This is a genomic window from Candidatus Tisiphia endosymbiont of Nemotelus nigrinus (assembly GCF_964026475.1).
In the GTDB taxonomy this organism is placed as follows: domain Bacteria; phylum Pseudomonadota; class Alphaproteobacteria; order Rickettsiales; family Rickettsiaceae; genus Tisiphia.
This window is the reverse complement of sequence record NZ_OZ032151.1, coordinates 505,322-529,464: the sequence shown is the minus strand read 5'-3', so window position 1 is coordinate 529,464 and position 24,143 is coordinate 505,322. Positions and strand designations below refer to the sequence as shown.

The 24,143-nt window shown below is 32.7% G+C and carries 17 protein-coding genes; 15 read left to right on the top strand and 2 right to left on the bottom strand.

Annotation, left to right across the window (positions count from 1 at the left end):
• Positions 1–78: 78 nt before the first annotated feature.
• From AAGD39_RS02525 to AAGD39_RS02490, 8 genes are all read left to right on the top strand, one after another.
• Positions 79–528 (top strand): hypothetical protein, encoded by a 450-nt coding sequence (locus AAGD39_RS02525; RefSeq protein WP_341757049.1) that lies wholly within the window; start codon positions 79–81, stop codon positions 526–528.
• A complete protein-coding gene (locus tag AAGD39_RS02520; RefSeq protein WP_341757048.1) occupies positions 515–2,497 on the top strand; it encodes a type IV secretion system protein in 1,983 nt (660 codons plus the stop codon). The genes AAGD39_RS02525 and AAGD39_RS02520 overlap by 14 nt, the downstream gene beginning before the upstream one ends.
• On the top strand, positions 2,497–2,844 hold the full coding sequence (locus AAGD39_RS02515; RefSeq protein ID WP_341757047.1) for a hypothetical protein: 348 nt from the start codon (positions 2,497–2,499) through the stop codon (positions 2,842–2,844). Before AAGD39_RS02520 ends, AAGD39_RS02515 begins: the two co-directional genes overlap by 1 nt.
• Positions 2,841–5,741: a type IV secretion system protein gene (locus tag AAGD39_RS02510; protein ID WP_341757046.1), complete on the top strand. Its 2,901-nt coding sequence runs from the start codon at positions 2,841–2,843 to the stop codon at positions 5,739–5,741. Before AAGD39_RS02515 ends, AAGD39_RS02510 begins: the two co-directional genes overlap by 4 nt.
• 22 nt (positions 5,742–5,763) lie before the next feature.
• A complete protein-coding gene (locus AAGD39_RS02505; RefSeq protein WP_341757045.1) occupies positions 5,764–8,466 on the top strand; it encodes a type IV secretion system protein in 2,703 nt (900 codons plus the stop codon).
• A gap of 26 nt (positions 8,467–8,492) precedes the next feature.
• A complete protein-coding gene (locus tag AAGD39_RS02500; RefSeq protein ID WP_341757044.1) occupies positions 8,493–11,723 on the top strand; it encodes a type IV secretion system protein in 3,231 nt (1,076 codons plus the stop codon).
• Positions 11,724–11,896: 173 nt separating this feature from the next.
• Entirely contained in the window at positions 11,897–13,558 is a 1,662-nt protein-coding gene (locus AAGD39_RS02495; RefSeq protein WP_341757043.1) for a proton-conducting transporter membrane subunit, read from the top strand.
• 7 nt (positions 13,559–13,565) lie between these two features.
• Positions 13,566–15,620, top strand: a complete 2,055-nt coding sequence (locus AAGD39_RS02490; RefSeq protein WP_341757042.1) for a S9 family peptidase — start codon at positions 13,566–13,568, stop codon at positions 15,618–15,620.
• Between the two features lie 321 nt (positions 15,621–15,941).
• On the opposite strand, the gene AAGD39_RS02485 is transcribed toward AAGD39_RS02490, so the two are convergent.
• Positions 15,942–17,201, bottom strand: a complete 1,260-nt coding sequence (locus tag AAGD39_RS02485; RefSeq protein WP_341757041.1) for a hypothetical protein — start codon at positions 17,199–17,201, stop codon at positions 15,942–15,944.
• Between the two features lie 239 nt (positions 17,202–17,440).
• Here AAGD39_RS02485 and AAGD39_RS02480 point away from each other — a divergent pair, with 239 nt between their 5' ends.
• The 5 genes from AAGD39_RS02480 to AAGD39_RS02460 all read left to right on the top strand — a co-directional run bounded on the left by AAGD39_RS02480 (position 17,441) and on the right by AAGD39_RS02460 (position 21,402).
• Entirely contained in the window at positions 17,441–18,796 is a 1,356-nt protein-coding gene (locus tag AAGD39_RS02480) for a TolC family protein (RefSeq protein ID WP_341757040.1), read from the top strand.
• A 2-nt stretch (positions 18,797–18,798) separates the two neighbouring features.
• Complete coding sequence (locus AAGD39_RS02475; protein ID WP_341757039.1) at positions 18,799–19,257, top strand: DUF2497 domain-containing protein; 459 nt, start codon at positions 18,799–18,801, stop codon at positions 19,255–19,257.
• Between the two features lie 118 nt (positions 19,258–19,375).
• Positions 19,376–20,977: an ankyrin repeat domain-containing protein gene (locus AAGD39_RS02470; RefSeq protein ID WP_341757038.1), complete on the top strand. Its 1,602-nt coding sequence runs from the start codon at positions 19,376–19,378 to the stop codon at positions 20,975–20,977.
• A 30-nt stretch (positions 20,978–21,007) separates the two neighbouring features.
• A complete protein-coding gene (locus tag AAGD39_RS02465) occupies positions 21,008–21,178 on the top strand; it encodes a hypothetical protein (RefSeq protein ID WP_341757037.1) in 171 nt (56 codons plus the stop codon).
• Complete coding sequence (locus AAGD39_RS02460; protein WP_341757036.1) at positions 21,175–21,402, top strand: DUF6356 family protein; 228 nt, start codon at positions 21,175–21,177, stop codon at positions 21,400–21,402. Before AAGD39_RS02465 ends, AAGD39_RS02460 begins: the two co-directional genes overlap by 4 nt.
• A gap of 37 nt (positions 21,403–21,439) precedes the next feature.
• Here AAGD39_RS02460 and AAGD39_RS02455 read toward each other — a convergent pair whose 3' ends face one another.
• A complete protein-coding gene (locus tag AAGD39_RS02455; RefSeq protein WP_341757035.1) occupies positions 21,440–23,005 on the bottom strand; it encodes a peptidylprolyl isomerase in 1,566 nt (521 codons plus the stop codon).
• A 77-nt stretch (positions 23,006–23,082) separates the two neighbouring features.
• Between AAGD39_RS02455 and AAGD39_RS02450 the strand changes: the two genes are divergently transcribed.
• Together AAGD39_RS02450 and secG are read left to right on the top strand one after the other, a co-directional pair.
• Positions 23,083–23,823, top strand: coding sequence for a triose-phosphate isomerase (locus AAGD39_RS02450; protein ID WP_341757034.1), 741 nt, complete (start codon positions 23,083–23,085; stop codon positions 23,821–23,823).
• Positions 23,820–24,125: a preprotein translocase subunit SecG gene (gene secG / locus AAGD39_RS02445; RefSeq protein ID WP_341757033.1), complete on the top strand. Its 306-nt coding sequence runs from the start codon at positions 23,820–23,822 to the stop codon at positions 24,123–24,125. The genes AAGD39_RS02450 and secG overlap by 4 nt, the downstream gene beginning before the upstream one ends.
• Positions 24,126–24,143: the final 18 nt, after the last annotated feature.

The window sequence follows — 24,143 nt, the reverse complement described above, 5'->3', positions numbered from 1 at the left end:
GAGGAGCGATTAAGTCTTTAGGTAGTAGGTGGAGCTTCTCTGCCAATTCGTCATATCACAGAAGCTACTACAACTGGTGTGAGTGAAGGGGGAGCTTCAAGTGGAGCAGGGTCTGCACATGAATCAAGAGTTAATTTGGAGAGTAGTGCTGGTGACAGTTCTGTCACGATAACAGAAACAAGTAATTCTGTTAATAGTTCATCACAGCTAGCTACAAATAAACAAGAATTAGGAAAAACGCTAGACAAAGCAAGTCCTACATTGGCATCACCAAAAGAGAAAAAGTCAGAGGGATTACTTCCTAAGACTCCAAGAGAAAAGGAGAATCACGCCTTACAACCCGGAGATGCTGGTTATGTTAAACAAGAAATAAGAAATCGTGAGATAAAAGATAGAAATGCTAAATTAGAGGAACAGGCATTCAAAGATTTCAAAGAAAAATCTCTTAAAAATAGAGCGGCTAAACAAGTTATAGCTGATAGAACTAATGTAAAAGTAAAAAAAGATGGCTCTGATGAAACTTCATAAAGTCATACAAATTTTTATACAATTTTGCTTGATATTTTCTTCAGTTGAGGTTTTTGCTGGTTATGGGGATATGTGTCCGTCAGTTTCATTTGGCACAGATGATTATTTAAAGCAGAATACTGCCTACGGTCATATTATGTTTAGTATCGATATGACCAGCACTCTTGCTCCTGATGCTTGCGATCCAAATGGTTCAAAATTTAAATTTTGTCTAAAAAATAAGGAAGGAAGTTCTGAAGAATGTACAGTTATTACTCTTGACTTAAATAGCTCTAGGCGTTTTAGTGAGTTAAGCACTGATGGTAATCCTGATTTAGGAGGCAATATCTTATTGAAGGATATTATTCTGACAGTAAAAATTGTCGATGAAAAATTGTTGTGCCTAGTTATGTCCACTTCAAAAGGGCAGCTTCCATTAGCTTGTAGGCTTACTAACACGCTCCCACCACCACCGCCACCAAGTGAACAATGTCGGAATATAGGAAAAACTTGTTATATGGGTACTACTAGAAGTCAGTCATTATTTAATTTTTCTGGGTTAGCTGTAGATTGTATGAAGGAAACTCTTGATAAAGTTTTTTTCCGTTATAGTAACTGTAATCCAAAAAATGATAAGGTTAGCTTGCTTGCCCTTAACCCCTTCTCAGCCTTCCAAGAATCTTTAAAAATATCTATTAGGGTGGCGTTAATATTATATGTTATGTTTTTTGCTGTTAATCTGATTTTAAATAAAGAGTATGGTAATTTAGATAAAATAGCAACTTTTTTTATAAAACTAGTACTAGTTACTTATTTTGCTACAGGTCTTGGACCAGCCTATTTTAAGGGCGGTAAAGAGACTACAGACAATGGTATGCTGCAATATGGTTTACCATTACTCACTGAACTTACTCCACAATTTGCCCAAATAGTTTTTAATGCTGGTGGTTCTAGAGGATTATGTGAATTTGATGCTAAGAAGTATAAAAATGGTTATAGTTTTTATGCACTTTGGGATGCTGTGGATTGTCGGATAGCTTATTATTTAGGTATGGGGTTAATGTATAATACAGAAGCTATTTTAAATGGCAATCCTAATACTGTGTCGCACGAAGCTCCGGACGCACTAAGCAGGGTGGGAACACTCAGATTCTTTATCGTACTATTTGGTTTTTTATTATCTGGTAATATCATAATAGTAGTATCTGGATTAATATTTTCTGTAATATTTGTCTCAATAATTTTATATTTTCTAACTCACTACCTAGTATGTTTAGTTACCATATATGTCATGACCTATATTTCTCCTATATTTATCCCTATGGCTTTATTTACTAGAACCAAAGCATATTTTGACGCATGGCTAAAAATCTGTATATCTTGTGCATTGCAGCCTGCAGTAGTAGCTGGTTTTATTGCCTTGTTGCTTGGTATGTATGATTCGGCAATATACAAGAATTGTCAATTTAAGAGGCATGACTATGTTAGTGGTAATGTTCAGTTTAGTACTTTTGAGCTTATATTACCAAATAGTGAACCTGCCGCTTGTGCAAGTAGTGCTGGATATAAATTATTACAATATTATTCAGGGACAGGTTGGGAGAATCATCTTTTAAGTATTTTCCCAGTTAAATCAATTGCTATGGATATCTTCTTATTGATGGTAGATTTACTATATGTATTAGTTTTCTCAATTATTTTTTATTATTTTTCAAAATCAATTAGTCAGTTTGCAGCTGAGCTTACTGGCGGTCCTATCATGGAATCTGTAACAGCCAGTCCTACTAAGATAGTTGATATGGTCAAGAAAGGGATTGACTTTATTGCAGATGCTTCAGAAAAATCAAGTGGAAAACCACCCACAAAAAATCCTGCAGAAAAACCAAGGAAAGGAGGAGAAGAAGCAAAAGATTCCGGTGGTGGTGCTGAGGGGGCAGCCGGAGATAAGATGGGTTCAGGTGGTGGTATGGGTTCTGGAGGTGGTGGCTGATGATTATAGACAACCCGACTAACATTATACCCTATTCACATGCGTCATTGCGAGAAGCTACTTTAGTAGCGACGAAGCAATCCATAAAAGTGATTAGAAATGGATTGCTTCGTTCGGCTTTCCCGTTTCATCGCAATGACGTTAGTTTACTAGACTTGCTGCATAAATCAAAGATAGTTGAGGGATTTTTAGGAGAAACGAAGCCGGCTACCTTCGCGTATACAGACGTATGTGAGGAGCGGAGGCGAGTTTCGACGACAAAATCACCAACTAGATTGACTTATGCAGTAAGTCTACTATGGATAAATGCTAATCGGGTTAGCTATAACTTGGATATCATCATATGAAAGGAAATTTATCAAAGCTTATAATGTTACTAGGCATAATTGCTTTATTGGTTAGCGTTGTTATGGTAGTGCTTGCAATGATAGGATCAGTAAAAATTACTAATGGTTGTCTTATGAGATATGATGACACAAAAGGTGGTAATACTACCGACCATATTACTAATACGGTGATGCTTAATGCAACAGCAAACTATACTGTAATTACTAAAACAAAACCAGATGGGTCGCTTGAAACTGAGTATGATCCTAACCGTTATGGAGAATGGTTAAATACTAACCTAGCTGTTACAAATGAGCAAGAGATTAAGTTTAAAATAAACGGTAATATAAGCCTTTGTCGAGCTTACATACCCCCAAATAATGTTCAACAACTTTCAGATTTGGATAGCAATGGTAATAAAGTTGCCATTCCTCGGGTTGAAGAAACTAATGTAGAACCGCTATCCTTAACCTTTGATGCCAAAACTGATGAATGGCGGAATATAGCCGAATTATTTGCTAACGATAAGGTTGTGATATCAATTTTGCCAGATCAAAAGAAACTGCCAGGTATGGTTAGTGTAAAAAATATCTTTAAGTTTGTTAAACAAGATGGTGAATCTAAAAATTTTATAGAAACGGCAGATTGCTCAGAAGGCAAGAGAGTATACAGCCCATTATGTGGCAGATATTCAATATATTCTGGGGAATATGTTAGTGGTTGTAAGTGGGTTGATAATTTATATAATGGTTCTCTTACCAGGCATTGTCCTAAGGCTTGTTTTTTTGGCTGTATGGAATTACAGGGTGATTTTTGTAATGTAGCACTTGGTTGTTGTGCAACCTACAGCTGCTCTAAATACGGAGCTTGGGTTAATGTTATGGCGGACGCTCCTGAACCTTATCGAGATGATGCTTTCTTTACATCTCCCTGGTATAATGATGTTAATAAGTTATTTACAGATTTTCATCCGGAATGTTCTTACAATTCTATGGTTCCATCGAGTACCTGTCCTGATGTTGATCATAGTGTTAAAGACAAAGATTACATAGAAGGAGAATACCAAAATAAACGATATTTTTGGTATTCTGCCGATGGTCCAACAGGTTTATTATATAGGATCGGTAGAAATGAGGCTTCGGATAATGCCAAATCTTTAGGAGCAGATTATAAATTTGCTAAAATAAATGATAAAGACAAAGATTATGATCCGGTAAATAATAGTAAAACGGATAATGAGAAATATAAAATTATTTATAACGATATTATAACCGAGCCAGCAAAAAGCTATTTACAATATCGTTTTTGGTCAAAATATACTGATTATAGTGAAAATACTGGTGGTTATGTATTAAATATTAAACAGACCAAGTGTCGGAGAAATAATGGCAATAGTTTTAATGATGTTGTAGATAATCGTGGTGCCGTACAGTATTTAATAATGCCATATAGTGAAAATCCTAACAAAACTGGTACAATTTATAGCACTAGTAATATTAAAGTGGATGATGCAGATGGTAATGCAAAAATTACTGCGAATGCCAATGGATATCTATGGATGAGAATTTACAATGAACAAAAGGATTATAAAGAAAGTTATGGTAGGTACAAAGTAGAATTTCGTACCTCACAAAAGGTTGGTAGCTTTACTTTTAATGTTCTAAATCCCTTGTTTGAGTTATTAAAAGGAAAAATCAAAGATACTGCGGTGACGATTTTTAAGAATATGACTTGCTATGGTGGTGGAGTTACTACCTGTAGTAACTTTTTCAACTATATAAAAGCGGTATTAATTCTTTATGTTATGTTGTACGGAGCAATGTTTTTATTAGGCATTGTTAAAATTAATCAACAGGATTTGGTAATTAGGATAGCCAAAATTGCTATAGTTAGTGGATTAATGAATGAGAGTACTTTTAGATTTTTTAATGAGTATATATTTGATTTTATCACTAATTTTTCAGATGGGATAATATCCAATATGAGTGGCTATAGCATGTTTTCATCTACGGATAAGATATCAAATCCTTTCATGTTTCTAGATGCATTAATGAGCAAAATATTATTTAGTAAAACTTTTGCTGGTCAAGTGTTATCTTTATTATCAATGGGTCTTAGTGGACTGATTTATTTTGTTATACTATTTATTAGTATAATTATAGTAATCATTACCGTTCTTCGGGCGGTGGCAGTTTATATTATGGCATTTATGGCAACAGCTTTGTTAATTGGTATAGCTCCGCTATTTCTTACATTTATGTTATTTGATTTCACTAGATATTTATTTGATAATTGGGTGAGGTTTACTTTTAGATATATGATAGAGCCGGTAATTTTAATGGCAGGAATTATTATACTTACTCAGTTGTTCACAATTTACTTGGATTTTACAACTGGTTATAGTGTGTGTTGGAAATGTGCTTTACCAATAAAAATTCCATTTCCTGCTATCCCAGGTTTGCCTGCAATTTTCTCTAATTTAGAGATTTTTTGTATCAATTGGTTTGCACCTTGGGGGATGGATTATCGAACTGGAATGATGGGCCTGAATATGCAACATTATATTGCATTGATTATCATTTCTTATGGAATGTATGGTTATGTTGAATTTTCTGGCCAAATGGTGGCAAAATTAACTAATACTGCTGGTCCTTCTGCTACCTCTATGGGGCAAAGTATGTCATCGGCAATGGAGCAAGGAGCTTTGAAAAAAGTTGGTTTAGATGAAAAAGGTAGAGAAGCAATTAAGCAAGATGCTAGTAAAAGATTAAAAGATAGGAATAAAGCTCTCGATAAGGGTAATAAAGCTAGAGCCAAAGGTAATACTAAGGGCAGAGATGGTAACAATAAGACTGAAAGTTCAAAAAGTAGTGGCGAAGGTGGTGGCGAAAGTGATTCTAATACGAGTCCGAAGTAATAACTGAAAACAAGTGAATGGGATGAGAAATTTTAGGTATCTAATTTTGTTGGTAGATTTACTATTTAAGGGGCAAGTATTTGTTGCCTTAGTAGTTCTTTTTGCCTTTCATCCCGTCAAAGCTGATGATAGTAAATATGACTGGATGAATTCGACCTTAGGAGGGCTTAGTATTTTATTCTCATCATGCCTAGAAGCACCAAAATTCAATGGTTTTCAAGAAGGTAGGATTTCTTTAGACCTTGCAAAACCAAATATATGGCATTCTACTGGTAACTACGTTAAAAAAGATAAGAAAATTAAGTTTGAGTGGAGTACTAGAGGAGCTGTAGCTGCTAGTAATCTAAGAAAATACTTAGTGATTTACCGTATAGATCCAAGGTTTGATAAACCTCAAATATTTATTAAAACTTTTAATTATTTAACTAATAAGTATGAAGCTACTGATTTCCCAAGATTTAATACAACTGATCCAACTAAAGATTATATAAATTTAGCATTTAAAAAAATGCCAGACTATGTGGACTATTTTGCTAAAAATAGACAAAAAATTCGTGTGGAACAAGGTGATGTAGTAAATATAACCCTTGCAAAGGCAGGAGATTTCTTTGGTGTAGATACTGACGAAGATTTGTTAAAAACAGAACAGGATAACAATCAATTGGCAGTTTCGTCATTGTATACTAATAGTAACCTTGATAGTAGAATATTATATTCAACTGCAGAAGAATTATGTAAGGTCATTGATCCCTCAAGAAGTGCAGAATGTAGCGGTACTGGAGCAAATACCAAATATAAGGTGTTAGATAAGCTAATATTAGTTGGTAAGCCATTAACTCAAGCCTCTATACAAAGTATGAATAACTTAGGTAGTTGTCCTGATTCTGCCAATGATAAGAACAATACTCCACTGTGCTTTTATGATCAAGGAAGAGGGATGAGGATATTGGTAAGTGGTAAGGTCATAAAGAGAGAAACAGAAAGTTTTGTATATTCTAAATCTTTAAAAAAGAGTTTCTTATATTATAAATCTGATGTTGCCGGGAATTTAGACTTCTTAACTGATTGGTCAATTCAAGGTATGTTTACTAACCTAGACAAACCTCTAATGAGCAGTTGGACTAACTTTTCTGATCTTAATGCACTTAATTCTTATATTAATAGTTCTGATGTAGATTTGAGTGCTAAGTTCTTGTATTTTGGACGCTACATTATGATTGTAGAAATAGGTAATGGTAATAATGCTATTAGTGATATTCAACAAAAAAACATAGAAGTTGAATATACTATAATGAAAGATGGAGGAACACCAAATGAATCGATCGTTGGTACACAAATTAACCAAGATTTTTCAATTGATGCTGAGCAAGATGGGTATTTATGGGTTAGAGTTAAGAACCCTAATAAAGGGATAGTGGGAGAAATTAATGTAAATTATGCTAATTACACGGGAAGCACTTGGTTTTCAGACATTGTATATAAAGGTGCAGTTAAACCTATTACGGATAAGTTCCATAGTTTTACTAGGAATTTCTATGATAAACTAACTAAAAATGTCACGTTACAACGAATCATAAGATCGGCATTAATTCTCTACGTTACTATATATGCTTTGACCTTTTTAGCAGGGGCTACCCAGATAACTGCTAAAGATTTATTAACGAGGTTTATAAAAATAGCTTTGGTAGCAATACTATTAAGAGAGGATAGTTGGAAATTCTTTAATGACTACTTATTTAGTGCCTTTATTGAAGGTACAGACTATATAATGACAAATGTGGTAGGTCTTAGTAGTTCTAAGTCTAACATTTTTGGTTTTATTGATCCAATATTTGACAAATATACCAATGGTAGATTTTGGTTATTGCTATTCATACAGTTGTTACAAATCCATAATGGTCTTATTGTTGTTGCTATTATAACTATTTATTCTCTTACACTTTATTTTAGGGCTATTTTGGAAGTTATTATAGGTTACGTTATAGCGTATGTTGGTCTATCAGTTATGATATCTTTAGCACCATTTTTTATAATCTTGGTCTTATTCGAGAAAACTAAAAGTATCTTCGATAACTGGTTGTCTACTTTATTTAGCTATGTAATGCAACCAAGTATATTATTAATATTCTTTCTATTAATAGATCAAGTAATGTCGGAACAACTTTTAAAAATTGTGGTTAGAGCATGTTGGAATCCTGACTTCCTACCAATAGCCATAGGATTAGATTTAACACATATTGACATACCAATTAATTTTTCTTTTAGATTACCATTTTTACCTGGGATACCTTTCTTTAGCCCATCAGTTACAGAAATTAATGATTTAAACGATTTATTAAATTCTACAGGTACATTTTTGGTAATATTTACCAGTAGCTTGTTATTCTATGCGTATTGTCTAATGGCTCATGGGCTTGTTGATTATGTTACTATAGTGGTTGCTCAATTGACGAATGTAACACCTGCAAGGCAGGAAGGTAATTTCCGAGCACCTGATAATCCTACAAAATCTATCATACATGATATGGAAACTGTAGCAAACCCTATTAAGGATGTAGCTCTTGCTCCTGCTAGAATATTTAAAGATAAAGTAATAGATCAAAATTATAGAGCAAAGGGTAGAGAGGATTCTGAGAATAAAAAAGAGTATACTGGCAAAATATTTGCCTCAAGACATGATTCAGATGTTGGTGGAGCAGGTGAGCCACCTACTAAAAAGGAATAATTACTATTTAAGCCTAGGTTTTATAAATGAAAAATATCCTTACTATTTTATTAATTTCTATATTTTGCCTTTCAGGGTGTACTGGGGATAGGTGCATTGATGCGGATGATTTTGGCTTTATAAAATTTGTAATTTCTTCAAGATATAAGAAAGAAGAGTTAAGTGGGCAACAAGATAATCAATCAGCTCCTTGGGTCGATAGTGGATATAATGTAAATGGTCAACCACTTACTATATTGGTAAAAACTTGGGATTTTGCTAAAGGAGATAAGAATAGTCCTTCAGAGTTATCGGCTTGGTGTGCATGGTATGGTCAGGCAAATAATACCAATACTTTATCTGAGTTTTGTAAGAGATTACAAGAGTGTCAATTTATAGATGGTAAGATGTGTACTAATAGTAAGGATGCTAAAATTAGTAACGCACCATGCTTATTTAAAAATGGAGTGGGGCTATATTTATTGATTGCTGAGCGTGGTACAGACCCCAATATTTCACTGCAGACACAACGTGCACCAGATGGAATTACTGCTCATCTCGGTGTGCCTACTGTTAATCTTTATGATCTTAATAAAAGAGGTGAATTAGTAAAAGCTGGAGGAATAAGTTATCAATATCAAGATGTTGATAAACTGCAATACGATAAATCTCCATTATATTTTAAGATTTTAGATAAATTTTATGATGATAATAATGGTCAGTATCGTGTAGTTATTAAATCTGGGGTTAATGACACTAGGCCAGACCCTATTGAGTTTCTAACAAATTTAATAAAAGTTGAGTTATTTGGTAATGATAAAGAAAAGGGGCTAGTTAGGGCAATTTACGAGAATATTATTAAAACACCTGGGTATCGTCTATCTGTTTCAGCTTTGTTGACTTTGTATATTATATTTACAGGATTTTCTTTTCTGATTGGCAATGTCAATCTCACGCATACTGAATTAATAGTCAGAATAGTAAAAGTTAGTATAGTATCAACTCTGCTCAGTTCCACTAGTAGTTGGCAATTCTTCCATGATTACTTATTTGTATTTTTTGTGGAAGGGGTAGAACAAATATTACAAATAATTAAACAAACTGCTGCAACAGGCCCTGGGTCTTGGAGCATTATAGGTTTGATGATTGCTCCACAAACTATGGCAAAACTATTTTCATTACTATTCGTTGATCCATTAGGGTTTATATATATAATTCTATTCCTGATTGCTCTTTATTATATCTTCATGATGGTATTTAAAGCTACTGTTATATATCTTACGGCATTGATAATCATTGGGATAATTATCATAATGGCACCAATATTCATTTGTTTTATGTTATTTGGTATCATACGTTCATTGTTTGAAAACTGGTTAAGACAGCTGATTTCATATGCTATACAACCGATTATATTATTTACTGGTCTAGCATTTATTTCAATGATTATCAGAACAGAGATATATTCTTCACTTGGTTTTGGTGTATGTAAGTACGACTTCCCAGATTTAGGGCCGATAAATGAGTTATTTGGTAGCATTAATGAAGATCTAGACACTAGTCTTGGTGACTCAATATTTTATTGGTGGTTTCCATCTCCAATGAAAGGTAATAATTTCAGTAAAATAAGAGCTGATATATTAGTACCTGTCGATCATCGTGTAAAGGACGATTCACCAGAGGGCAGCTCGCCGGAGGGTAGATTATGTTTAGCTTATGAATGTAAGGAAAATAGATATATTGAGTTACCATTTTTAGATCCAGTCAAAGATTTAACAAGGATTAACAACTTTTTTAATGGTAAATTTGTTCAGCTGGATGGATTATTGTTAATTTTTGTATGTGTTTATTTACTAAGTAAATTTAATGATATAGCTGTTTCAAGTGCTAAATTCTTATCTAGCACATCAGGTAATTTAACAAATTTACAAGCAGTTGGACAAGCTGCCTTTGAACCTATTCAGCAACAAATAGAGAGACCTACAAACTATGCGTTCGGGGCTGTCAAGCAAAGGGTAGATCAAGTAACTGAGAAGGCAAGTATGTTTTTTGCAGATAAGTATGAAGGCTGGATGATGGGGGGTGTAGCCCAAGAGGCACTTGACCCAAAAGCAGTAAAATCTAGTGTTTTAAGTGAAGTGAAAAGAACCTATGGTATAGATTATAAAGACGTTAATGTTAAAGCTGGAAGTGATTATCAAAGGGCTATTAGCGAGGTTATGGAAACTATTAAACCTGATGGACAAGTTAAAGAATTTACTGGTAGTAGTTATGCAGAACTTCGGGATCATTTAGCAGCTCTTAAATTTGGAGAAGGCAAGAAATATGATTCTCTTAGCGAAGAGCAAAAGAAAGAACTTAATGAGTTAATGAAAACTAAAGATGGTAAGACTTTACGAGAATTAGCCAGTGATGCAAAGTTTACCAAAGATTTCCAGCAAGCTTATATGAACTCGCATCAAGAAATGTCAAAAAGAGGAGTAGGGTTATTTGGTAAGAATATAGCGCCTCTCAGAAGTTGGCAAGAGATGAACAAGCGTGTTGATGAAAAAAGAGCATTACGTGATAGGAAACGTAGGAATATAGGAGAGAAAATATATGCTGGTTATGAAGGATTAAAGCGAGAAGCTCTGACTGCTATTGTTGGTAAAGATTTACGTGATGCTTTTGAGGGTAACCTGACTGGAGCTGAGTGGGAAGATTTTAATTATAATGATTCAAGACTTAGAACCCATAGTGAATCACTTAAGGATGAACAACGAGCTTTGGAACATCAAAAACTTAAGACGCAAATCAATAAAGAAACTATTGCTATTCAGGAAGATATATCATCTCCTGAATATCTAGCTAAACTTGAATTACAGGGGAGAACAGCAGATGTTGATTATTATGAGGAATTAACCAACAAAAATCTTGCCTTCCAAGTATATGATGCACTTGCTCAAGGTGAAAATGATGGAGAAAATCCGGTATTAATGGGGGAAAGATTTATGCGAGAGAAAGCAACAGATACTCAAACTCGGGAAATGATTGACAATGCCCATAAGATTGAACAAAGAATGATCGATGATGATAGATATGTACGTAGACAAGAATATTATGATGTTATGCGTGAAAAAGCTGAAGACAATGGTGATAATAAATCTTTAGAGTATAGTAAAGCAGTATTGAAGAAAATAGAAGAAAGAAAAGAGCTGATCAAAAGGGAAATTAAATCTCATGTTGATGGAATTAATCAATATCGCTTAGCTGCGAAAATGTCTAAATATGAAAAGTGACTCAGAGTAATTAGACACTGTTAACAAAGCTTATTTAACTGATGAATTAATGGATTTTTTAGCGAAAATTAATAAGATTTTTGCTGGAATAGTATACCTATTTAGTGACCTATTTTAGAAATTTACACACTTTTTTGGACAGAGTCCCTACAAAACCATAATTAGAGTTAATAATGTTTTTCTACCCTGCTTTACTTATTCCTTTGTTTATCTTGTTTCTCTATTTTAAATTTAGAAAGGCATTTTATATTATCTCAATAATCTATCCAATAGTTGCTGGCATATTATTAATTAACAACCATAATGAGGTGGTAATTAATCTATATAATAATAGTTTTATTATTAATTTTAGTCATGAGAATAAATTAATAGCACTTGCTTTTATGGTTGTGACGTTGGTGACTAACTTATATGCCATTGGTCAAAACAGAAAATTTGAGGTACTGGTAGGTAGTCTATATTCAACAGCTTCTTTGAGCTGTTTATTTGCTGGGGATTTTATCTCGATGTTTGTCGCTCTAGAAGTAATGATGATATGTGCTGCTTTGTTAATTTTTTACGGCAATTGTAAAAATAGTATTAAGGCTGCAAGACAGTATTTTCTTACGCATCTTATAAGTGGTAGTCTTATCTTAATAGGGATTAGTTATATAATTACCAACAGTTCTAACACCCAGATTATTCCTCTTACTCAATTGATAGAAAATAGGGACAGCTCTTGTATCTTTTATGTTCTAATACTTGCTGGCTGTTTAATTAATGTAGCGATTATACCTTTTTCCGGATGGATTGTTAATTGTTATCCATTTGCCTCAACTTCAGGGATGTTATACTTAATTAGTTTTACTAGTAAAATCTCGATAATTACACTACTTAAATTATTTAGTGGCTTAGAGCTGCTTAAATTTTTTGGATTATCAATGATTATATATGGTGGAATTTATGCTTGTATAGAAGATAACATCAAAAGGGTCGTATGTTATCTTACTGTTTCTCAGCTTGGATTCATGCTGATTGCCATTGGTACAAAATCTCAACAAGCAAATTTAGGAATCATAGTTTTTCTTTCTGTACATATATTGTATAAAGCTTTATTTGGTCTATATGTTGCTATATTAATAGATAAAAGTAATATAGAAAATTGCTCTGAGATAAAAGGGCTTTACTCACGGAGAAGTCCTTTATTGCTTAGTAGTTTAATAGTTAGCGTATTGTTCATTATAGCCTTGCCGCCTCTTGCTAGTTTTGTTAGCAAAGTTGTTGTAACCAACGCTTTGGACAGGGATATTAATTATTACGCTATTTTCCTACTAAAGGTTATAACATGTGTAGCTTTATTTTCTATGGTTAAATACAAATCTTTGGTCAATGACTTTTATCCTAATTTAAATATTTTGAGCAGACTCAGCTTATTTGTCATGTTATCGTTTATGTTGGTAACTAACTTCTTTTTAGAGCAAGGATTGAAATTACTATGGTCATCTTATCCTGTTGAAATGTTTGATATAAATTGGTTGGATTTAATAAAACAACTGGTAATAATAGTGATAGGTATATTGCTTGCCTTGGTTTTTGGTAAAAAGATTTCTAGATATTCAACGGCTAATATAAATTTAGATTTATTTCAGTTTATTGAAAATAATTTTCGTCGTATTTATTCTAAATATCACTTAGTGGGGCAGGGGGTTAATGATAGACTAGGGGAGGAGTACCCTATTTTTAAGAGAGTAGAAAAAAATACTTTACGTAAGATGAAATCTTTGCATAATCAATCAACAGCTCTATTAGTAGTAATGATATCATTAATTACTTTTATAATAATCAGCACTAGATGAGGATAAAATGCAGCCACCCATAGCTAATAAGGTCGATTACAGTTTTACATTGCACGGTCAAAAAATTACAGATGAATATAACTGGCTTAGAGATATCAAATGGCCTAATGTTGACGATAAAGAAATCATAGAATATTTACAGGCAGAAAATAAATATTCCGAGCAATTTTTTCAGCCGTTACAAGAAAAAAAAGATAAAATCTTTGAAGAATTAAAAGGCAGGATTAAGCTTGCTGATCAGTCAACTTATGTAAAAAAAGATAATAATTATTATTATATTATAACTGAAGAAAATACCGAATATCCGATATATTGCCGAAAGATAGGGTCAGTGGATGCTCTAGAAGAAATTATATTAGATATCAATGTTCTTGCCAAAGATAATAAATTTACTGATGTAGGTCTAGTAGCCGTTTCTTCTGATCATACGTTACTAGCTTATAGTGTTGATTTTACCGGTGATGAGAAATATACAATTAAAATCTATAATTTAAAGACCAAACAATATTTACCAGATGAAATACATAATGTTAGTCGCAATATAATTTGGCATGAAGATTTGAAAGGATTCTTTTATATGCCGATTAATGAGAATTCTCGTTGTGATAAATTAATGTTCCACTCTTTAGGTGATGTAATTTCCAATGATAAGTTAGTACATCATATAACAAATCCATTATATCAGTTGAATGCAGGCAAATCATCTAGTCGACAATATATTTTTATTGATATTTCTGGTCATAATGAAAATGAAATATATGCTATAGAAATGCGTGATCATAGCTTCCAGCCTAAACTTATTAGAGCTGCAAAGGATGGGATTTTTTATAATGTTAAGCATAATGGTGATAATTTTTATATTAATACCAACGAGGGGGCAAAGAACTTTCGTATAGTATTAGTAAATGTACATAATTTTCAAAATGATTTATGGAAAAATGATTATATACCGGAAGACTCGGGTAAATATTTGTCAAGCTTTGCCATCACTAGAAATTATTTGATAGTTAATTATCGTGATCAAGGATTACCAGTTATTAAAATAAAACATCTTAAAGAACAGGATGAAAAAATTATCCATTTCCCGGATGCTGCTTTTACTGCCTCAGCCATGTCTACTAATTTTGATGAAGATGATATTCGAGTAAATTATTCTTCACTTGCTAGACCGAACACCACTTATAGTTATGATTTTAATAGCGACCAACTGACAATATTGAAAGTGCAAGAAATCCCAAGTGGCTTTAATCCTGAAGAATATATGGTAGAAAGGATATTTGCTGATAATGAGGGGGTAAAAGTGCCAATTACCTTATTATATAAAAAATCGTTATTTAACAAGGATGGGAAAAATCCTTTATATTTATATGGTTATGGTTCATATGGTGTTAGCATACCAGTATCTTTCCGGAATACAGCTATTTCTCTTGTAAATCGTGGATTTGTCTATGCTCTTGCCCATATTAGAGGGGGAGATGATCTCGGGCATGATTGGTATGAGGCTGCCAAGTTCCTCAATAAAAAAAGAACTTTCGATGACTTTATTGCGGTTAGTAAAGAGCTAATTAAAGAAAAATATACTAGCCAGGGTAATATAGTAATTTGTGGTGGAAGTGTAGGGGGGATGTTAATTGGTGCGGTCATTAATAAACAGCCAGAATTATTTAAAGCGGCACTTGCCCATGTGCCTTTTGTTGATGTATTAAATACTATGCTCGATGAACAATTGCCGTTAACCCCCGGTGAGTTTAAAGAGTGGGGGAATCCTAAAGAATTAGAATATTTTAACTATATTAAGTCTTATTCTCCGTATGATAATATAAAAGCCCAAAATTACCCAAGTCTATTTATCACTGCTGGAATCTCTGACCCTAGAGTTGGCTATTGGGAAGCGGCTAAATGGGTAGCAAAGATTCGAGCGACAAAACTCGACGATAATATATTATTGCTAAAAACTAATATGGATTCAGGGCATAAAGGTTCTTCTGGTCGTTTCGATTATCTAAAAGAAGCAGCTGATGATATAATATTTATATTTAAGGTTTTTGGTATAATCGGATAGTATATTGATTAACATTACTCTGACTATTAGCGCATACCCTATATTTTTATTCTATCGTAAAAATAGCAAAAAATTATAAGGATATTATGCTACACAAGCGTCATTGTAAGGAGTGGGTGAGTACGACGAAGCAATCTACTTCTGGTTTTTTGGATTGCTTCGTTACCTAAAGTGATTCCTCGCAATGACAGTTATGGATCAGCTTTTTTCCTTAAATTGGTACATATATGTCGAATTACACTTTCGCTACAAAATAAAAAGTGTAGGGTATGCTATTAGCAAGGTCACGTAGTGGTCGTGGCATCCATATTCATTAGATTATCACCTTTCCTTCACTACGCTTTGGGCTTTGCTACTGCTATTTCCAAGAGCTACTTTCATAGCATTGCCAATTTGCACTAGTGCGGATAGTGGTTTTAAAGTAGTCTTTAATGACGTAATATCTTGTAAAAAGTGTGCAGGGAGAATATTTTGTGTTTTATCCTTAACTAAATTTACAAAAGATATGACGATTTTTTCTCTGTCAGGGATTAATTTGACGGCTTCTTGTATTTGAGAAGTGATAGTAAATATATTTTTTGTTGCTTTATAACAACACTCTAATTTATCAATTACGCTTTTATTAGGATTTAATGTAGCTAGGAGGTTTTCTTTTATACCACATAATTCTGGTTCGATTAAATTTTTTAGATATTTTTCTTTATTTGGTATATGTCCAAGGATTTTATTGGTGTCATCGCGTATGGCACCAACAGCCTCAATTATATCACTTTTACTATAGGGGGTTTTCTCAGACAAGTCAATAAGTTTTTTAAAGGAATCTTTTTCTTGTGGATCTTGTCTAACCAATTTATTAATTTTGTTCAAAGAGTCAACATCTAACCCTAATGTTGCGATAGCTACAGGTGATGCTCCTGTTGTTTCTGCTATTTCAGAAATTTGTTTGGCCTTACAGTATTTTTCTTTAAGGTCTGAATGTTTTTCTATTTTTACTAATTTTTCCTCAACTATTTCTAGTTTTGCCTTCCAATTATCTACTATCTTTGTTAGATTTTCTGTACTAAGAAAAGATTTTACCGAATCTAATAAGCCACTTCCTTTGAGGATTAAACCAACTACCGGCATTTGTATAGATATTAAAGCAATTAATAAATTTCCGCAAAAATCGATGATCTTTTCTGACGCTCCAGGATATGAGGCATTTAATTTGTTTTGAAACTGCAAAATACTTTCAAGAATGTTTATTATTTGCTCAACGAAAGTACTTTCAAAAAACAACATTTCTTCCTTTGTGTGTTCTTGTTCGTCAAGATATTTGTCTAATTCATCTAAGGAGTTACCGACTGTTTCTTTGAAAGCTTCAGCTATTTCTCGGTTTTGTTGTTGATCGTTTGAATCTGAATCGATAAATATGTCGTATATGTAGCTAGCTCTTTTTTTTACATTTTTTAAGTTACTAGAAAACATTTTGAATGTGTTCATAGACTCAAGTTTCAACTGCTTGATAGTAGCAGCAATAGAAGGGTTTGATAAGATATTAGATAAAGCACTTTCTGAAAGGAGAGAATATATATTAGGCATAATAAATTATTTACTTATTTACATTAAAATTTTTGAATCGGTAATCTATCATTTATAACTTAAAAGTATAATACAAATAAAAAATATAGTTTAACACTGTTATGTTGCTCTCAAGGTTAGTTTTTGATATGTTATATGTTATCTTTATGCAATAGGTCTTAATTTTTAGGTCAATGATACCTTGAACTTATTGCAGAAGCTAGCAAATTTTTAACATAAATATATTTAGAAAGTCAACTATGTATAAATTTACACATTTTGTCATTATCATTTTGTTCAACTATTCGGTTTTTGCTGTCGACTTACCTGATGCCTTATCTAGTGCGTATAATAATAATGGTGAGTTACAAATCATTAGGCAGAATTTTTTAAGTGAAATAGAGCAGTTTTCTGCAGCTTTTTCAGGTTTTATGCCTAATGTATCTTATAATATTAATTCTAACGTTACCAGTAATAAACCGAATAGTCAATATGCTGATTCTTCTAGAAGAGAGACAAGAACACAACAAGGGACTTTAATAGTAGAACAGCCTATATTTAGTGGTGGTAGTAGTGTTGCAAATTTGAAAGCTGCACAGTCATCTTTTAGGGCATCACGTGCTAAATATTATGCGGAAGAACAGAGGGTTCTTTTAAGTTTAATAAAAAATTATATCGATTGTTATGAAACAAAGGAGAAATATGAGATTTCTGAAATTAGTCTAAAAACTACCAAACATAATTTAGAAACCATCGAAGAAAAACTAAAGTTAGGTGAAGCAACATCAATAGATTTAGCTAGTGCCAAAGCAGCTCTTGCAGCGGCTGAGACTAATAGATTGAACTTATATGCTAGTTATCAGGCAACAAAAGCAACATTCATTCGCATGTTTGGTATAGAAGCGAATGATATTGCTATGCCTTCTATGCCCGACAACTTACCTAATTCATTAGAGGCTTTAATACAGAGAGCAATAAATGTTAATCCTAGCATAGATAGTACAAGACATAATGTTAAAAGCCAAAAAGCTATCGAGATAGCGGCAAGAGCTGAACTTTTACCTAAGGTAAACTTTAGAGTTGAATCTGGTAAAACCATCTATGCTCCAGAGATATTAGGGACTAGTAATATAAATCATAGAAGTACTACATCAAGTTTATCAGTTAACATACCTATCTATTCTCATGGGGGTAGCGAATATTCAAGAATTAGGAAAGCTAAGAATAGCTCTAGGAGTGCAGCTATTCAGCTTGATGATACAATGAAACAAATACGGGCAAGTGCTATTGGTAGTTGGGAGGGATTTGAAGCAGCAAAATCTAGAATTATTGCCGCTTCACAAGGAATAGAAGCTGCCCAAATAGCTTATGATGGAACAATGCAGGAGGAAATTGTTGGTTCTAAAACAATCTTAGAAGTTTTAACCGCTGAAGAAAAATTATATAATGCGAAGATATCAAAAGTTGATGCATACAAAGATTCTATTTTAGCGGCTTACCAAATAAAATCTTTACTAGGGGAATTAACCGCAAAAAGCTTGAAATTAAAAGTTAAATACTTTATTCCTGAAGATGAGTTTAAAGGACTCAAGAAAAAACTTATTATAGGTTTTTAATTATGAGTAAAGAGCATAAAAAGAACCAAGATATGTCAGTTGAAGAGATACTAAAATCAATTAAGGGAATGATTGATAATTGTGGTGGTACTGCTAGCCAATCTAACGATGATGATATATTGGAATTGACAAATATAGTAGGTGATAGGGTATCTTGGCATGAAAAGGATAAGCTAGAAGAGGACAATGGGCATGGTCAATTAGCAGAAGAACTATTGCAAGCATCCTTGATATCCGATAAATCTGCAACAGAAACTGCTAAGATTTTCCAACATTTCTCGAAAACAGCTCGAGAAATTAATGCAAATGCTTCTAACTCTAAGGGTAAAACATTAGAGGAGCTAATTATTGCAATGATACGACCGCAATTAAGTCAATGGTTAGATAAAAACTTGCCTTTATTAGTAAAGCAGTTAGTAGAAAAAGAGATTCAAAAGTTATTACCAAATGATCAAAAATGACTTAGTGCAGAAAGTAAATTATGTTAGTATATAGCTAGACATTATTAACAAAGCTTATTTAACTGATGAATAAAGTCTTTTTTGCTGTACTAATAATATAAAAAATGTGAGAATTCTAATGTACTTTAATAGAGATCTTGGAAGTGAGAGTAGGAGTTTCATCATTCTAAAATTATTAGCTAGGTTAAGTTATAAGAAATTCTTGGTAGTGTTTCTAATAACTATTTTTTTGTTTATGGATAGGGCTTATTCTGCCCCACCACCTCTTCCTCCAGCATTGCCACAATTAGAAAATGATAAAGTGAATAAACATAAAGAAACTTCAGAAGAAACAGATTCTTTGATGAAAGAAATACAGCAGTTTATGCCCTCCAAGAAAACGGATGACCAAGTACTAGAACCAATAAAGCCAGTATCTACACCACAAGGTATCAGTAAGGAAGAAAGCGAGACAGATTCTTTCATTGATTTAGGAAATAATAAATTACCAATTCTAGAAAATACTCTAGATCATAAAAAAATAAATAACCCAAAAGAATTGGAGCAATTAGATAAAATCCCGTCTCAGAAAATTGAGCCAGAAGAGTCCAGTAAAAACAATAATGGTATTGACAATAATTCTTCTACCTTGCCACCAACTGAAAAGCAAAATACGGAGAGTCAGGATACTGTACCCCTTAAGCCTATTGACGTACCTATTTTACCTAAACCTCAGATAGCTGGAGAGCAGATAGATAACAAGGCTAAGCCTGAAGTAACTGAGCCTACTGTATCTCCTGTAACTATGCCAGATAAAGAGAAGAATTCTGTAGAGTCACAGCAAGTAGATAATGAAGATAAGAAAGGAGTGATTACGCCTAATTTAGATATAGTACCTTCTTCACAAGAAAAAAAGCCTACTGAATCTCAAGAAACTCCCCCTATCATACCAGCGGTATTACCTAAGGAAAATACTGAACCTAAAGCTACTAAACCTGATATTATACCGATCATTCCTAAGGATTCCCCAGTGTCTGCAACTCCACAAACTCAAACGCCTGTACCAGTATTCGTAAAAGATGATAAGCAACCCGAACAATTTAGTAATGTTGTTGAAGAGAAAGATAATAATGTAGTTAAGGAAGAGAGAAAAGTAAATAAGAAGCAGCTGAATAAAGTTACTCCAATTACCCAAAATGTAGCTAGTACCATTAAAGAAATGTCACCGGAAATAGCCTTGTTCATAGAAGATGAAAAGCAAATGTTATTCTTGCCAGATGATGATATAGTATTGGGAAAGCTTACAGAAGAGGCAAGGCTAAATCAAATGGCGATGTATGCATTTATTCAAATGTTTAAGACAATTTATGATAGTGAGAGTAGAGAAAATCAAAGAAAGATAATAGATAGGTTTATTGATAATTATACTAGTAATATGCATATTACTAGTAGTATAGTAAATGGTGCAACAGATAGAGCGTTTGAGGCGGTTAGAAAGAATAATTTATTTGCTCTTAGGACTCTTTTGGATAATTATTTAATAATTCAAAAAAGGGGGAATGATAATTATACTCTTTTACATGAAGCTGCAGAAACTGGCAATTATTATATAGCAAAATTCTTGATTATGCGTGGGGTAAACATTAAGGCTACTGATTATCATTATAGAACAGCATTGGAAATCTCTGATGAGCAAAATAATAATGTTAGCTGCTTGATAAGGAAAGCAATAGCAAATTAGAGTTTGTTGACAAAATTTTAATTATTAGACTTGCTGCATAAATCAAAGATAGTTGAGGGATTTTTAGGAGAAACGAAGTCGAGTACCGCAGCGTACACAGACGTACGTGAGGAGCGGAGGCGAGTTTCGACGACAAAATCACCAACTAGATTGACTTATGCAGTAAGTCTATTTACTATTACCACCAAGGACGTTACATGAGGAATTTATTTTTAGAACACCCTAAATCGTTAAAAGAAACTTACTACAGGCATCTTAAACACTCTTTTTATCTTAGTTATACCTTGATAAAAATTAGTGCTATTTCCTTCGTTCACGGTTTGTTTCCTTTTTTATTTGTCACAACTACCAGTGATATGGTTGAGAAACTATCAAAGGATTTAGTGAAGAGGCGAAATCGTTCAACAAAAGGAATGCTTAAATAGTGCAAATTTCTTCAGGTAGAAAATTAATTAAAAATGTTCATGACCCTACTTGTTTCATTTTGTTTTTCTTGATGGCATAGCTAATCAGCTCATCGATAACATTATTTTGTATGGCACTTGCAATATCTTTCTCATTTTTTTTCTGAATTTCTTGCCTTTTTTTCTTATCAATTTTTTTTGATTTTACATAAGCAAAATACGCCTTATCTTTTGACTGGAAAACTGGGGTATTGAAGCCAATATTAGCCTGAAAAATTGCTGATAGTAATTCTATTGGTAGTTGCTGATTATTATGAATTTCAGACCTAGAAAAAGCTGTAGATTGGCTGGTAATAACTTTCGGAAATTCTTTACTCTTAGCTGGGGTGTATTCTTTAACAATAGTTTCTATGGTTTTTAAATTTAGCTCTCTCAAATATTGTTCATTCCATAGTTTTTGCACTTGCTCCTTGATTGCTGAGAATTCTTGTACTTTGCTTGGTTGAATAGATTTAATCTCAACCAATATAAAAGATCCTTTATCAGTTAATTCTATAGGGTATGATAATTCTCCTTCTGCAAGATCAAAAATACTGTCAGCATTTTGGGCAATATCAATTTTATTAATCGCTAAATCATTGTAACTTATAGAGTCTAAATTTTGTATGGGTAGTTCATATTTTCCAGCAATTTCTGTTAAACTTGAACCAGCTGCAACATCATCTTCTAAATTTTTGATCATTAATAGCTTCAGCTCTTCTGTTTTTTGTTGTTGCAATAATTCATTAACTTGTTTTTTGACCTCACTAAACTTTTTATTAGCAAACTCTTCTTTATTGTCATGATAAAAATTTAATAATTCCTCATCATTATTGTGAACTTTCTGACATAACATTTCAGTCGATATTTTTACATAAGACAAGCTGCGTTTTTCCGGTACTTCAAATAATGTTAGGTTATTTTTGTACAGTTCTTCTAACTGCATCATGGTTGGAGAAGATATTGATAAGTCTTTAGATTGACGTTTTAGATCAATCTGTACAAGCTCTACATTTCTTGTTTCTGCCATATAATCTATGAAATTTTTGACCATTATTTTTGGTGTGTGGAATGATTCTATAAAAATACTAATTAGAAGATTTTTTAATGTATGTTCTTTAATGTCTGATAAATAGTCTTCTTCATTAATGTAAGAATTTTTTAAAAAACCTTTAAATCGCTCTATGTCAAATAAACCTTGTTCATTCTTAAAATCAGGATTTTCTTTAATCAACTGAATTACAGTATCATCAGTTATATCTAAATTATAATAGTGAACTAAGTAATTGATAATACGGTTATTGATAAGTTTTTTAATAATAAAATTATCAATATTTAACTGCTTTATATCCTCTTCACTAAGATTTGTGCCACTTTGTCTTTGAATAATACGAATTTGCTCAGCTTTCTCTTTTAGGAAATCTTCTTGGCTAATATTCTTTGCATCAGAAAATGTAATCAAATCAAAATTATTGCTAGTCTGTAACACATCTTTAATTCCCCATCCAACAAAGGCAAAAGCAATCATGCCAAGTAGAACACGCATTACAAAACTATCAGCAGCGTTTCTAATATTATTTAACATAAATATAACATTTTCCTTCTTTAAGTTTTTACAATACACTAAAATAGTTCGTCCACTAATATCTGCAAGCGATTTTTATGAAAAAACTTATTATTGTTAATTGGAAAATGCATATGAGTTTAGATGATGCATTTAAATTTTGCACTAAGCTTACAGAACAACAATATAATAATCAACTTATTATAGCTCCTCCTGTCCCTTATCTTGCTTATCTATCTGACAAATTCAAATCTTTAGAATTTTGTGGACAGAATGTCAGTCAATTTGCAGATCAGGGGAGTTATAATGGAGAATATTCAAGCTTGTTACTAAAACTGAGTAGAATTAATTACTCTATTATCGGTCATAGTGAACGCAGAAATTTCTTTCAGGAATCTAGTGAATTAATAAGACAAAAAGTAGAAAATTGTTTAAAATCTCAGGTCACCCCTATTATTTGTATTGGAGAAGAACTAGCTATACGACAAAATAATAATTATAAAGATTTTTTATTAAAGCAATTAGAAGAATCTTTACCAAATTATAATATGATAGGTGAGCAACATTTAATAGTAGCCTATGAACCAATTTGGGCCATAGGAACAGGGATTATCCCTAGGAAAGAAGAATTAATAGAGATATTTGAAATTGTTAATTATTATCTCAAGCAAAGCCAAGTTGCAAATAATATCAGCTTAGTGTATGGTGGGTCTGTAAATTTAGATAATATAGGGAAAATATTGAGTTTACAGAATATTGATGGGGTTATGGTTGGCAAATCTTCACTTGATTATCAAACATTAGTTCAAATGTTAAATTATAGGTTTTTTAGAAAATGATGAATATATTACTTTTTGTTCATATTGTGATAGCAATATTGCTAATCATCGTAATTTTGATGCAAAAGACTGGCAGTGATGGGTTGAGTGGCATTGGTGGTGGTAATGGGACTATGGGGGTTGTAGCAGGTCGGACAGTGGTTAATTTCTTGACTAGAACTACGGTAGTACTTGCCACATTGTTTATAATCAATGCTATTATTCTGGCTAATTTGTCTTCTAAGAAAAATCCTGGGATAATTAAGAAAATAGAGCAAGTTGATGATAAGCAGCAAGACTCTAGCTTGCCAATTGCTAAATAGAATTTAAGAATCAAGTGT